13 protein-coding genes, 1 tRNA gene and 1 pseudogene are annotated in these 13,073 nt (G+C 58.9%); 6 read left to right on the top strand and 9 right to left on the bottom strand.

Annotated features, from left to right (window positions below; all coding sequences use genetic code 11):
- Positions 1-36: 36 nt before the first annotated feature.
- The 3 genes from ACM62R_RS08035 to ACM62R_RS08045 are packed head-to-tail and all read right to left on the bottom strand — an operon-like array spanning position 37 to position 2,001.
- Complete coding sequence (locus ACM62R_RS08035) at positions 37-516, bottom strand: DUF2948 family protein (protein ID WP_415183538.1); 480 nt, start codon at positions 514-516, stop codon at positions 37-39.
- Between the two features lie 57 nt (positions 517-573).
- On the bottom strand, positions 574-1,842 hold the full coding sequence (gene murA / locus ACM62R_RS08040) for a UDP-N-acetylglucosamine 1-carboxyvinyltransferase (protein WP_415183539.1): 1,269 nt from the start codon (positions 1,840-1,842) through the stop codon (positions 574-576).
- A gap of 6 nt (positions 1,843-1,848) precedes the next feature.
- Positions 1,849-2,001: a hypothetical protein gene (locus ACM62R_RS08045; protein ID WP_415183540.1), complete on the bottom strand. Its 153-nt coding sequence runs from the start codon at positions 1,999-2,001 to the stop codon at positions 1,849-1,851.
- Positions 2,002-2,103: 102 nt separating this feature from the next.
- On the opposite strand from ACM62R_RS08045, the gene ACM62R_RS08050 reads away from it, so the two are divergent.
- Positions 2,104-2,178: transfer RNA gene (locus ACM62R_RS08050), tRNA-Thr, on the top strand.
- Positions 2,179-2,393: 215 nt separating this feature from the next.
- On the opposite strand, the pseudogene ACM62R_RS08055 reads toward ACM62R_RS08050, so the two are convergent.
- The 3 genes and pseudogenes from ACM62R_RS08055 to ACM62R_RS08065 form a co-directional block, all read right to left on the bottom strand.
- A pseudogene (locus ACM62R_RS08055) lies at positions 2,394-2,807 on the bottom strand (transposase); the annotation flags it as partial.
- 232 nt (positions 2,808-3,039) lie between these two features.
- Positions 3,040-3,939 (bottom strand): RNA polymerase sigma factor RpoH, encoded by a 900-nt coding sequence (rpoH, locus tag ACM62R_RS08060; protein ID WP_415183541.1) that lies wholly within the window; start codon positions 3,937-3,939, stop codon positions 3,040-3,042.
- A gap of 169 nt (positions 3,940-4,108) precedes the next feature.
- On the bottom strand, positions 4,109-5,146 hold the full coding sequence (locus ACM62R_RS08065; RefSeq protein ID WP_415183542.1) for an RluA family pseudouridine synthase: 1,038 nt from the start codon (positions 5,144-5,146) through the stop codon (positions 4,109-4,111).
- Here ACM62R_RS08065 and ACM62R_RS08070 point away from each other — a divergent pair.
- On the top strand, positions 5,136-5,447 hold the full coding sequence (locus ACM62R_RS08070; RefSeq protein ID WP_415183543.1) for a DUF6476 family protein: 312 nt from the start codon (positions 5,136-5,138) through the stop codon (positions 5,445-5,447). The genes ACM62R_RS08065 and ACM62R_RS08070 overlap by 11 nt on opposite strands.
- 100 nt (positions 5,448-5,547) lie before the next feature.
- Here the strand turns inward: ACM62R_RS08070 and ACM62R_RS08075 are convergent, their stop codons facing one another.
- Positions 5,548-5,829, bottom strand: a complete 282-nt coding sequence (locus ACM62R_RS08075; RefSeq protein WP_415183544.1) for an accessory factor UbiK family protein — start codon at positions 5,827-5,829, stop codon at positions 5,548-5,550.
- A gap of 109 nt (positions 5,830-5,938) precedes the next feature.
- Here ACM62R_RS08075 and lgt point away from each other — a divergent pair, with 109 nt between their 5' ends.
- The 4 genes from lgt (at position 5,939) to ACM62R_RS08095 (ending at position 9,803) form a co-directional block, all read left to right on the top strand.
- Positions 5,939-6,811 carry a prolipoprotein diacylglyceryl transferase gene (lgt, locus tag ACM62R_RS08080; RefSeq protein ID WP_415183545.1) on the top strand — a complete coding sequence of 291 codons (873 nt, stop codon included), beginning with the start codon at positions 5,939-5,941 and terminating at the stop codon, positions 6,809-6,811.
- Positions 6,808-7,902, top strand: a complete 1,095-nt coding sequence (locus tag ACM62R_RS08085; protein WP_415183546.1) for a class I SAM-dependent methyltransferase — start codon at positions 6,808-6,810, stop codon at positions 7,900-7,902. The genes lgt and ACM62R_RS08085 overlap by 4 nt, the downstream gene beginning before the upstream one ends.
- 2 nt (positions 7,903-7,904) lie before the next feature.
- The gene (gene pgeF / locus ACM62R_RS08090) at positions 7,905-8,660 is read left to right on the top strand and encodes a peptidoglycan editing factor PgeF (RefSeq protein ID WP_415183565.1); all 756 of its coding nucleotides are present in this window, start codon (positions 7,905-7,907) and stop codon (positions 8,658-8,660) included.
- A 459-nt stretch (positions 8,661-9,119) separates the two neighbouring features.
- Positions 9,120-9,803 carry a Hint domain-containing protein gene (locus ACM62R_RS08095; RefSeq protein WP_415183547.1) on the top strand — a complete coding sequence of 228 codons (684 nt, stop codon included), beginning with the start codon at positions 9,120-9,122 and terminating at the stop codon, positions 9,801-9,803.
- A 1,095-nt stretch (positions 9,804-10,898) separates the two neighbouring features.
- On the opposite strand, the gene ACM62R_RS08100 is transcribed toward ACM62R_RS08095, so the two are convergent.
- Positions 10,899-11,798: a carbon-nitrogen hydrolase family protein gene (locus ACM62R_RS08100; RefSeq protein ID WP_415183548.1), complete on the bottom strand. Its 900-nt coding sequence runs from the start codon at positions 11,796-11,798 to the stop codon at positions 10,899-10,901.
- On the bottom strand, positions 11,795-12,964 hold the full coding sequence (locus ACM62R_RS08105; RefSeq protein WP_415183549.1) for a C45 family autoproteolytic acyltransferase/hydolase: 1,170 nt from the start codon (positions 12,962-12,964) through the stop codon (positions 11,795-11,797). The genes ACM62R_RS08100 and ACM62R_RS08105 overlap by 4 nt, the downstream gene beginning before the upstream one ends.
- Positions 12,965-13,073: the final 109 nt, after the last annotated feature.

The following is a 13,073-nucleotide window of genomic DNA, read 5'->3' on the forward strand; positions in this document are numbered from 1 at the left end:
ACTATTGCATTTCGGCCCATAACGGGGGGGCTACGTTCACTCCGGGTGTTGCGGGGCTTTGCGCGAGGGGGCGATATAGGGGCGGGTCACATCGCGCAGATCAACGGCCAGACACTCGACCGTTGCCGCAATTGCGCCGTCACCGGCAAGCGTCAAAATGACCTGGCCCGTGCCGTCCGTGCTCGCCTCCCAGCTGAGATCAAGTATCGACAGGATCGTATCGGTTTCGCTGCGGTCAATGCCCTGGCTCGCAACGCCCGTCACATCCGAAATCACCAAAAGCGTGCGCACGCGCTCATAGGGGCGGCGGCGCGATTCAGCATTGGGGCGATCTTCCCAGCGGAAACGGTTGATCAGCAGGGCAAGTTTGCGCGCCCCCTTGTCCCAGCGAATTTCAGTGATCGGCAAAACGGCGTCTTGCACCAGTGCGGCAATGACCGGCAGATCGTCGGCGGCCTCTGCCCGTAGCGCCAGGGCGGTTTCAGTCGCGTCTTCAAACCTTGCGTCTTCGCTCATCATCCGTCTCCTGCCAGAAAGCATTTCGAGGTGTGGTTGTTCAAAGGCTGGCGGCTATCATTCCGCCTTGACGCGTTCGATACTGGCGCCCACTGCCGACAGCTTTTCCTCGACCCGCTCATAACCGCGATCAAGGTGATAGACGCGGCTGACCACGGTTTCACCTTCGGCGGCCAGTCCCGCCAAAATCAGCGACACGCTGGCGCGCAGATCGGTGGCCATGACGGGCGCACCTTTCAGGCGGTCCACCCCGGTCACCGTGGCATGACCGCCGTGCACGTCAATTTTCGCACCCATTCGGATCAGTTCCGGCGCGTGCATGAAGCGATTTTCAAAGATTTTCTCCTCCAGAACCGAGGTTCCTTCGGCCGTGCACAAAAGCGCCATCATCTGCGCCTGAAGGTCTGTCGGAAAGCCGGGGAAAGGCTCAGTCACGACATCAACCGCGTTCACGCGGCCATTACGGCGACGCACTTTCAGGCCCAGCGGCGTTTCTTCAACATCAATCCCCGCCGCATCCAGCTTTTCGCAAAACGCGCCGACCAGCGCGATACGCCCGCCCAAAAGCTCCACCTCGCCGCCGCAGATTGCCGGGGCCAGCATATAGGTGCCCAGCTCAATCCGGTCAGTGACGACCGGATGGGTCGCGCCGTGCAGCCGGTCGACACCCTGAATGGTAATCGTGGCGGTGCCTTCGCCCTCGATCTGGGCGCCCATCGCACGCAAACATTCTGCCAGATCAACAATTTCAGGTTCGCGCGCCGCATTCCGCAGCACCGTCGTGCCCTTGGCCAGCGTGGCCGCCATCAGCGCATTTTCTGTAGCACCAACCGAAACGAACGGAAATTCGAACACCGCCCCCTTCAGCCCGCCCGTCGCCTTGGCGTGGATGTAGCCGTCGCGCAGGTCCAATTCGGCGCCCATCGCCTCAAGCGCGCGCAGATGCAGATCGACCGGACGCGCGCCAATTGCACAGCCGCCCGGCAGCGATACCACCGCGTGACCGTCACGGGCCAGCATCGGCCCCAGCACCAGAATCGAGGCGCGCATCTTTCGCACGATGTCATAATCTGCGGTGTGGTTGTTGATATCATGGCTGGACATCGCCAGAACCTGCCCGCCTTGCAGGCTGGCCACCTCGGCCCCGAGCGACGACAAAAGCTGCGTCATCGTGCTGATGTCCGACAGGCGCGGCGCGTTGGTCAGCGTCAGCGGCTCATCGCTAAGCAGCGTGGCGGGCATCAGCGTAAGGCAGGCGTTCTTGGCCCCGGCAATCGGGATCTGACCCTTCAACTCGGCCCCGCCTTTGACAATGATCTGGTCCATGGGCAGCTACTCGTCCTCTTTTTGCTCATCCGGTTCTTCGGCCCGTGCCCGCGCCTGCGCCTTGCGCTTGGCGAGATTGGCCCGCAGCGCCGCCCGCAACCGCGCTTCGCGGGTGTTGTCGGGGCGATCCTTGCCGGGATTTTGAGATTTCTTCTCCATCGGACCCTCTTAACGCGGATGAACAAAAGCGTCCAGATTGCGCTTGCACCCCGCGCCGAATACGTCTAAATCCGCGCCCACGGTCAGATGATCGCGATAGATGCTGTGGTAGCTCAGTGGTAGAGCACACCCTTGGTAAGGGTGAGGTCGAGAGTTCAATCCTCTCTCACAGCACCATCTTTTCCCTTTGCAGATCAAAAATATAGTGGCTATCAAGGGTTTAGATTGACTTCGGTTCTACACCGAGGTTCTACACCATGGCTCTCCGGCATTCTCTACCGCGATCATATGGCCGCTATGGAACTTGAACCGGGTGAACCTGGCCTGTGGGGCGAAACCCTAAATTTGCTAGACCGGATAGCCGCCAGCAGTGATCTCACGGCCATTGATCGCTGGTAGCGGATCATCTTGCGATCCACATCAACAAGGCGGCAGGCCCGCTGCTCCGACAGGCCCAGCTTGGCCTGAAGATGCGCGACAGCCTCGCGCTTCGCGGCGGACGCTGCCATTTTTTGAGAGTAGTTCCTTCTTTGCGCGCGACCATTGTCCTCGGACCAATGGCATGCAAAGGTCTCGCTATCCAGCATCTGTTCCGCAAGAAGCTTCGTCAGCTTTGCATTCTCATCTTCCGGTGACTTCAGCCGCTTCGCATCCGACACCGTCATCCCGCCATACTTGGCCTTCCAGGCGTAGAAGGTGCCCTCCGACGGGCCATGCTCGCGGCAAAGGTCGGCACACTTCGCGCATATCGCGTGCTCGGTCAGAATGCCGATGATCTGCCCTTCGCTGTATCTCGTTCGCTTCATTGTCCGTCCCTTTGTTGGGCCGGACCCTAATCCCAGATGGCGAAAAAATCCCGTGGCAGGTCACGATCACCTCAGAAACCGGAACGTAAGCGTAGCGAGACCAGATGAAGGGAAAAGTATCGCCTCTGCCGATTGGAAAGACCAGAAATTGTCGTGACTACAGGACACGAAGTTAAAGCATATCGCTATCGGCCCGCGCCCAAGACGGGTAATCCCGAATTCCTGGCCGGTTTTACACCGGGATCTGGATGCCTTTTTCACGCGCGAGGATGCGCATCCGATCTTGCAACTTTTCGAATGCCCGCACTTCGATCTGGCGGATCCTTTCGCGTGAGACATCATATTGCGTCGATAGTTCTTCCAAGGTCACCGGCTCATCGCGCAAGCGCCGCTGCATAAGAATATCGCGTTCGCGGTCGTTGAGAACATCCATTGCATCCATCAGCATGGTGCGGCGTGTATCAAGTTCGTCGGCTTCGGCGTAGGCTTCGGCGGTATTGGCGTCTTCGTCTTCAAGCCAGTCCTGCCATTGGGTGGCGCTATCGCCATCGGGCGAGCCGACCTGCACGTTCAGCGATGCGTCCCCCCCCGACATCCGCCGGTTCATCGAGATGACTTCGTCTTCTGTCACGCTCAGGTCATGCGCGATGCGGGCAACGTGTTCGGGGCGCAAATCGCCGTCCTCTAACGCGCCGATCTTGGATTTGGCTTTGCGCAGGTTGAAAAACAGCTTTTTCTGCGCACTCGTGGTGCCCAGTTTTACCATCGACCAGGACCGCAGGACATATTCCTGAATCGAGGCGCGGATCCACCACATTGCATAGGTGGCCAGCCGAAAGCCTTTTTCAGGGTCAAAGCGTTTCACCGCCTGCATCAGACCGACATTGGCCTCAGAAATCACCTCGGCCTGAGGCAGGCCATACCCGCGGTAACCCATGGCAATTTTGGCGGCCAGACGCAGGTGGCTGGTTACCATCTTGTGGGCGGCGCTGCTGTCCTGGTGATCCACCCAGCGCTTGGCGAGCATGTATTCTTCTTCCGGCTCCAGCAGTGGAAATTTGCGGATCTCTTGCAAATAGCGGTTCAGCCCCTGTTCGGGGCTGGGGGCGGGAAGGTTGGTGTAATTCGTCATCTGCGACCTCTTTTCCTGATCGAGGCACGTCAAGATGGGGGCTTTCCCCCAATCGTTCAAGCCTTGACGGTTTCTTCCAAAAGCCGATCTGGCAATTAGCATCAGGTATTTAACGCAAGATGAACGTGGTTCCGTCGCAAGGCCAGCCTATTCGTGCCACCTCACGGGGTTATGAGCGGCCAAGTGCCATCAACAGGGCTGCCATGTCGGTGGGAAGGGGCGAGGTGAACGACAAGTCTTCGCCTGTCACGGGATGGTTAAAGCCCAGCGTGGCCGCGTGGAGCGCCTGACGCGGAAAGTTTGCCACAGCCTCCAGTGCCGCCTCGCCAAGGGCTTTGGCAGGTAGCTTGCGCCGCCCGCCATAGGTCTGATCCCCGATAAGACCGTGACCGGCATGGGCCAGATGCACCCGGATCTGATGGGTGCGACCGGTTTCAAGCCAGCAGTCCATCAGGGCGGCTACCGGTGGTGTGCCATAGCTTTCGACCAGTCGGGCGCGGGTAATCGCGTGGCGGCCGCCTTCGAACAGTACCGCCTGGCGCTGACGATCGGTTTTGTGGCGGGCCAATTGCGAGGTGACTTTCAGCACATTGCCGCCCTCAAAGCTGACGCCCCGGGTGCCACGCAGGCGCGGATCGCCTGCATCGGGCGCGCCGTAAACAACTGCCAGATAGTGGCGGTGGACGCTGTGCTGTTCAAACTGTTTGGCAAGCCCGTGGTGCGCCCGGTCTGATTTGGCAATCACCAAAAGGCCGGTGGTATCTTTGTCGATGCGGTGCACAATGCCGGGGCGGGCCTCGCCGCCAATGCCTGAAAGCGCGCCGCCGAAATGGTGCAAAAGCGCATTGACCAACGTGCCCTGAGGCGAGCCGGGGGCAGGGTGAACCACCATCCCTGCGGGTTTGTCGATCACGATCAGATCATCGTCTTCCCAAAGAACACGCAGGGGAATATTCTCGGCTTTTGTTTCCACCGGGCGGGCGGGTTCAAGCGTGATCTGATAGGCCTCGCCCTCGTAGACGCGCGCTTTGAGGTCATGGATCACGGTGCCGTCGCGGCTGACAGCGCCCTCGGTGATCATCCGGGCCAGTCGTGAGCGTGACAATGCAGCTGCCTCTGGCACTTCGCGGGCCAGCGCCTTATCAAGACGGTCAGGCGGGGCTTTCCCGATCACCACGCGCAGGATCTGTTGTTTGATGTCCGACATGCTGCCTTCCGACCCGTCCCCGCAACCGCTGCCCGAGATCCGGTTTTTGAAATTGTTGGTGACGGTTCTGACCGGCACGATGATTGCGGGCCTTTTAACGATCATCGCGCTTCTTGTCATCCGTTTGCCAAGCGGAGATGCAGTGATCCCGCAATTGCCAGCACATATCGTCTTGCCCGAGGGGGAAACCGTGTCTGCACTGACTTTTGCCAAGGGTTATAGCGTTGTTGTCACCGCAAGCGGCAAGATTCTAATCTATGGGGCCGATGGGGCCTTACGCCAATCTGTCCTGGCTGAGTGAAAGGTTGGATGCCTCCGGCGGGAGTATTTTGACCAAACAAAAGCCGGCCAGATTTTATGTGCTGGCGTTTTGTCTGGGGGTCTGATCCGCGCGGTTGCAGCTAGGCTTCGGGTTTTTTGGCTGCCGGTTTTTTGGCTGGGGCGGGTTTGGGTTCAAGCGCGTCAAGACGGGCCTTTAGTGCCTTGTTTTCTTCGCGGGCTTTTTGCGCCATGGCGCGGACTGCGTCGAATTCTTCGCGCGTTACAAAATCGCGGTCGGCCAGCCAGCGATCCATCCAGGATTTCATTGCGGTTTCAGCCTCGGTCCTGGCGCCTTGGGCCACGCCCATGGCGTTGGTCATCAGCTTGGACATTTCATCGAAGAATTTGTTGGGCGGTTGCATGGCATCCTCATTCGCGGGTTTCGCCCTATATGGCGGCGCGAACGCGAAACCTCAAGGTTGACTTCACCGCGGGCGCAGGGTCTTTGAGCGGCCAAACCGAGGTGAGTCCATGCATCACGCGATTCCGTTTCCTGATATCGGCCCGGTAATTTTCACGATTCCGGGTTTGGGGCTACCGCTGCGCTGGTATGCGCTGGCCTATATTGTTGGGCTGATTGTGGGCTGGCGCGTGATTACGGGGCTGATGAAGCGCCCGGCGCTGTGGGGGGGGCAGGCGCCGATGCGGCCGGAACAGGTCGAAGAATTATTGACCGCAGTGGTTTTGGGTGTGGTTCTGGGCGGCCGCCTGGGGTTTGTTTTATTCTACGATCCGGCGCATTATCTGGCCCATCCATTGGACATTCTGAAGGTTTGGCAGGGGGGCATGTCATTTCACGGCGGTTTTCTTGGGGTGGTCGTGGCGGGGATCTGGTATTGCCGCAAACATGCGATTGCGCCTTTATCGGTTGCGGACGCATTTGCCCTGGTGGCGCCGATCGGATTGGGGTTGGGGCGGGTCGCCAATTTTATCAATGCAGAACTGTGGGGGCGCCCGACTGATTTGCCTTGGGGGGTGATTTTCCCCGGGGCGGCCGCGCAGGCCTGCGCTACGCTGACCGAACCTTGTGCGCGCCATCCATCGCAGCTTTATGAGGCGGGGCTGGAAGGCATTCTTCTGGGGCTGATCCTGTGGGCGCTACTGCGGCGCGGGGCGCTACTGAGGCCGGGGTTTTTGCTGGGGGTGTTCTTGATCGGTTACGGCGCCTCGCGGATGTTTGTGGAACTATTCCGGCAAGCGGATGCGCAGTTCATCAGTGCTGATAATCCTTTGGGGCATGTGATCGGCGGCGCGGGGTTTGGGCTGTCGATGGGGCAGATCCTGTCGTTGCCGATGCTTTTGGTGGGGCTATGGTTCGCGCTTAGGGCGCGAAAGGCTGCATGACGCCGCTGGCGACGATTCTGGCGCGGCGCATCGCCCTTCAGGGGCCGATGCCGCTATCAGACTACATGGCGGAATGCCTTTTGAACCCTGATCATGGCTATTACGTTACGCGTGACCCGTTCGGGCGGGCGGGCGATTTCATCACCGCACCTGAGATAAGCCAGATGTTTGGTGAGATGTTGGGCCTGTGTCTGGCGCAGGTCTGGCTGGATCAGGGATGCCCTTCACCTTTTACGCTGGCAGAACCAGGGCCGGGGCGCGGGACGCTAATGGCGGATATCTTGCGCGCAATCCGCGCGGTGCCTGGTATGGCCGAGGCGGCGCGTGTGCATCTGATCGAGGCGTCACCAGCCTTGCGCACGGTGCAGGCGCAGCGCCTGGGGGTGTTCAATCCGATCTGGCATGATAGCTTTGAAACCCTGCCCAAGGCGCCGCTATATCTGGTAGCAAACGAGTTTTTTGACGCCCTGCCAATTCGTCAGTTTGAACGGCATGGGCACGAATGGTCCGAGCGGCAGGTGGGCATCACTCCCGAGGGGCGGCTGGCACCGGGGTTGGCGCCCGCAACGCCACTGGCCAATCTGGCACATCGTCTGGGTGACACGCGTGACGGCGATATCGTGGAAATCTGTCCCGCAGCACCCTCTATTGCCGCTGCCATTGCCGGGCGCATCGTGCGGCACGGCGGCGTTGCGCTGGTTATTGATTATGGTGGTTGGCGCAGCCTTGGCGATACCTTCCAGGCCTTGCGCGCCCACCGCCCAGAAGACCCGTTGGCCCGCCCTGGTGAGTCTGATCTGACGGCGCATGTGGATTTCGAGCCTATCGCCGGTGCCGCTTGTGCCGCTGGGGCAGCCGTGTCGGCGCTGACGCCGCAAGGGGTAATGTTGGAGCGGTTGGGTATTACTGGCCGGGCGCAAACCTTGGCAAAAGGTTTGAGCGAACCGGCGCTTGAGGCACATATCGCGGCACATCACCGCTTGACCCACCCGTCGGAAATGGGAAACCTGTTTCAGGCGCTGGCGATTTATGCGCCCACCGCCCCCTTGCCGCCCGGCTTTGATCAGGCCCCCACTGAAAGACCCAGATGAGCATGACGCTTGAGATTGTGACCGCGCCCGCCCTTACCGGCCTTCGCCACGGGTTTTTTACCCGCAAGGGTGGCGCGTCCTCGGGCGTTTTCGCAGGACTGAACTGCGGTTACGGGTCGTCAGACCTGACTGAGGCGGTGACGATCAATCGTGACCGCGTGGCAAGTGCGATGCAGGTGGCGGCGCAGGCGTTGGTCGGGGTGCACCAGGTGCATTCGGCCAATGTTGTCACGGTAGCGGCGCCGCCCGAGACCGCAGTTGAGGCGGATGCGCTGGTTACCGCCACGCCGGGCTTGGCGCTGACCGTGCTGACCGCGGACTGTCAACCGGTGTTGTTTGCTGACCGAAAAGCTGGGGTCATAGCGGCGGCTCATGCCGGATGGCGCGGCACGCTGGCCGGCATACTCGAGGCGACGGTTGCGGCGATGGTTGCGCTTGGGGCGCAGCGCAAAGACATAACCGCGGTGATTGGCCCCGCGATTTCGCAGCGCGCCTATGAGGTTGGCGATGAGTTCATGGACACTTTCCTGACCGAGGATCCCGCCTTTGATCGTTTCTTTGCGGGCGGGCCAAACGGCAAGCCCATGTTTGACCTGCCCGGTTTTGGCCTTTATCGCCTGCGTGAGGCGGGTGTGGGCAATGCGGAATGGACCCGACACTGCACTTATTCCGATCCGACCCTGTTTTATTCCTACCGCCGCACGACGCAGCTTGGCCAGGCAGACTACGGAAGGTTGATTTCTGCAATCCGGCTTTGACAATGGCGGGATCGGGCAAAGATGGCGCGATGCCGCAGTATTTGGTGTTCCCGCCTGTCGGTTGATTTAACCCACTCGCAATACACCGGCTTTTGTTGAAATACTGGCTTCGCACCCCGTGCTTTCGATCCAACGGGTTTTCGCGCGTGCGGTTCCTTTGGCGCGCGGGTGGAAATTCCGATTTTTGAAACAATCATTTGAATAAGGTTGGATTGATATTCTTTGGTGCGCAGTATTGGTCAGAATTTGACTTGCGCAACAAGTAGAGGCATTAATTAGATGTCTATCTGCATCTGGTGGGGGCCGTCGCAGATGTGACCAGACCGAAAGGCTGATCGCATGTCTTATCCTCACCGCCCCGGCATCTTGGGGGCGACGGCAGAGGTAACTGTATCGGCCCGTATTGGGGCTGCGCGGTTACCGGTTTCCGCATCTGGTTGCGCGCAAACGCTGCGCACAATGCCCATGACGCGTCGCTATGAAACCGCGTGGCTTCGGCCGTCGGGCGATGTGGCGACCTCAACGCATCTTGGCCCCGCAATTTCGTTGTTCGAATCTGCGTTTTCGGCACTTGCCAGGGGGGCATTGGTTCAAACGGAAACTGGCCCGATCGCGGTAGAAGACCTGATCCCGGGGATGCGGGTGACAACGGCAGAAGGGCGAACCGAGCCGATTTTGTGGATCGGGTCAATGATGGCCTATCCCGCTCAGATGCCGTCGGATACGGTCTCTGCGACCTTGACCCGGATCACTGCTGATGCGCTCGGGCATGGGAAGCCGCAATCGGATCTGATTTTGGGTGGGGGCGCGCGCTTGTTATCGCGTGATACGGGTTGCCAGATGCCTGCCAGACAGGGCAAGGCATATGTTCCCGCCCGCGCCTTTGTTGATGGGTGCAATGTGTTCGAGATAAGACCCGGAGCCCCGGTAATGACTTACCATCTGGCGCTGGCACGGCAGGGCACTTTGCGGGTTATGGGGGTGGAACTGGAAAGCTATCACCCCGGCGTTCATATCGCGCAGACGGTAGAACCTCGGCTGTTGTCGCTTTTCACAGCGTTGTTTCCGCATCTGGATGATCTTGAAGGATTTGGTCCCGTGGCCTACCCGCAACGGCCCCTTTGCGGAACAGAAGCTTTTTAGGTGCTGCCATTGGAGTTTTGCTGCCAGAGTGGGGATGTTGTTTAGCCCGCCAAAGCAGTGGGCAGGGAGCCAATCCTTACCAAAGCCAAGAAACGATTGCCCGCAAGATCAGACCCCAGAATGCGATTCCAGCCAGTGCAAGAGGAATGAGCCAGAACCCGAGGGGGATGACACAGTCCCGACCACGAACTTTTAACACACCCGACGTATCCCCCTGAGGGATGCCCAAGGCCTCTGGCGCGACATACGATTGCGGGTACGATAACACGTTCTCGTGGGCGCTGAATGTTGAGTGTCGAGCTTCCATTAGTATTTCTTGCTGTTCAAGGTTGGCTAAATTTGGATCAAGATGGGTTAACTTTGTGTCCTTCAAAGATACTCAGAAACTCTATAACGGCACGAACTGCGCTTTCGACGACGAACCGTGGCAGCGGTCTTTATAGAACCAAGGCAATGCCTGCTTGGCAAACGTATGGCTCATTGATTACGGCAGTTCTTTCTATGGTTGCGTTAATATTATGAAACTCTAGTTAAAGTTTAACCAGCGTGTAGGTTGCTGGACGTGTTGTCAATGCGTGTTGGGCCTTATTGGCTGACATTGTCAGGGGTAGCGTTTTTTCATAAAAAAACCGTTTACGAAAGCAACGAATAGTCGTCATGCCAAGTTTAGTGGCAGATGGTTGAAAACCAATCTGGAAAACTGAATGAAACCATAAATGTAGCCTTGAGGTCGTGCAAAGCCGACCAAGGCTTCAGGGCTTCCATGCCGATTGCGGCGATGATCCTTAGGATGTGGCGAACGTCAACCGCCCAAGGCTGGGCGGCAGGGTATTGTGAAATGCCTGCTGGCCATGACAACCGCACTGGCCAGGTGGCGCGGGTTGTTATGGGTGAAGGTGCCGTGACGGGCGGGAGTTCCCTGTAACCTAGCGATTTTTCTGCCGAAAAACTGTCTCCATGTTTTGAATTTCCACCTCATCTACCGGGAAAACAGCCCACCGGGCTGTCTTCTGTCTGGCTGCGTATTCCTGTCTTTTTCGGCCGCTCTGATGATGAACTTTGTTCTCAAAACGCGAAAAAGAAACCGGAACAGGATTACTCTGCCGCGGTCGCGCCGGGAAGTTGCACAAGGTTTCCGGCACTCGGGTTTGCGCGCCCCGGTTTCTCTAACGGGCCAAGCGAATCAAGGTAGCCCGTGTCGAAACCTTCGCGATAAACGGCAAAATCGGTGGGCCTGTCGCGGAAACTCTTTAACGGCTGACCCATATTGCGCAGGCCGCGGCTGCGTTGACGTCGAACAAGGCCCAGGTCAAGCTCGACCGGGATCAGCTCTTCTCCGACATTGGCCTTGTGGATGAGTTGACCGGAGGGGTCGACGACCATGGAATATCCGTTGCCCCCAACGCCCAGGCCGTTGACGCTGACGATATAGCTTTGGAACATCGCCGCCGATGCCTGAACAATGGCAAGATCTGCGGGGCGATCAATGAAATTCGCCAGCACCGGGTTGATGATCACCTCTGCACCCATCGCGACCATTGAACGGGTAAGTTCGGGGAACCAGAGATCGTAACAAATTGACACCCCGAAACGCCCCACATTCGGCACGTCAAAGACACAGACCTCATCGCCGGGGGTGGTGGCGACCTCGTAGGGGGTGAAGGGGAACATTTTACGATAACGCGTCACGATTTCACCGGCGGGGTTAATCACCGGTGTCGTGTTGTAAACCCGATCATCGCGCTTTTCGTAAAGCGAGCCGGGGATCAGCCAGATACCATGCCGAAGCGCCATTTGCTGGAACGCTGTTTCGAATTCCCCCCCGGTGGGTTGTGCCGAAGCATGCACCGGCCCATGGACGGCCAGTTCGCTGAAAACGACCATCTCAACCCATGGATAAAGGAACATCAAGACATCAAGACGGCTTTGCATTGCGTCCAGGTTGTTTTGCATAGTGATCGGCATCTGAATGCCGGCAATGGCGAAATGGGTCATGTCGTATCTCCTTGTTGTGCGGCGGTATGTGTTGTCCGCCGCCAGAAATCACCGAGCCCGGCCCAGTTGCCGCGCCCTGCCAGACAATTTGCAAGTTGCATTAGAAATGCGTCCACCGTTTGCGGGTTACCGGCATCGCGTATCGGTGTGGACGCGCTGCCTGCCGATGCCGGGCGGGCGTGTGAGCCGGTGTCAGAATAGGCCACCCTCACGTGCCGCGGCTTGAAGGCGTCAATCCGCCATGTGACCGGCTCTCCTTGCTTCCAGGAGAGGGTCGCCTCACCGGATGCGGGACGATAGGCGGCGGTGTAAACCGTCCCGAAAGCCTTGGCATAATTATTTGAAAACAATGGCATGCGCAGGAATGCCTCGCGCGTATGGGCGCAGGTCAGGCGTTTGTCCGCCAGCATGTTTTCAAGGTATTTTTCGCGCTCTCGGGTGTTGGAAACCCGCCCATATCGCGGCCATTCGACCCCGAGTTGGTGATTGGTTGCCAACGGTCGATCGGTCACAAGTGCGGGTCGGTCGGGGGCAAGAAAGACCGTTGACCATGCGCCGCTACGGTCAGCAACCGTGACATTATAGGACATGTGGCATGGCACTGCGCGCAACGCTTCGCGGGCGTCGGTGACATCACGGCACATCTGCAATACATAACGCATGATCAACGGGATACCGAAACCGCGGCCACTGTTGGTGCGCCCCCCAAAGGTCAGCGATGCGGCAAGCCCGACGTCGTTCATCCCGTCTGCCAGACCCGCCAGCCCCTCGACCATGCCCATGACTTTGCGTCCGTGCCAGGCGGTATGCAGCATCGTGCTCTCGTTCAGGCCGGGGTCTAGATCATAGTTCCGGATCAGCATCGGCCCGTCTGCATCGGTCATTACCAGTTGGCTACAGCTAACCATGTAGCGCGGCGGTGTCCAAAAGCTCAGGAAACGTGCGGTGTCGTCATCACCGTCGACCGTTTCCACAAGTTTCTCCCAAAGTGTTTCCATCTCTGGCATATGGCGGCGCAACGCACGCTGCGCATCATCAAGCCGCGGCGCCGTTTGGCCACCCCGCGCAAGAAACCACTTTCGCCAACCGGGCCAACCGTGTGCGTAAACTGCCCGCCAGGCTTCTCCGGGGGCATCTTCAGTGAGGCCACGAAAATCGAGTTCCATCCGGGTTCCTTCCAGACTTCGGCCGCTGCGCTTTTGCGTCAGGCGCGCGGACGGAGTATCGCGCATGTTCTACACCATGCTGCATAGTGTAGAACATTTGCTCTTCGAA

Origin of the sequence: Phaeovulum sp., assembly GCF_047638075.1 — a bacterium.
In the GTDB taxonomy this organism is placed as follows: domain Bacteria; phylum Pseudomonadota; class Alphaproteobacteria; order Rhodobacterales; family Rhodobacteraceae; genus UBA6197.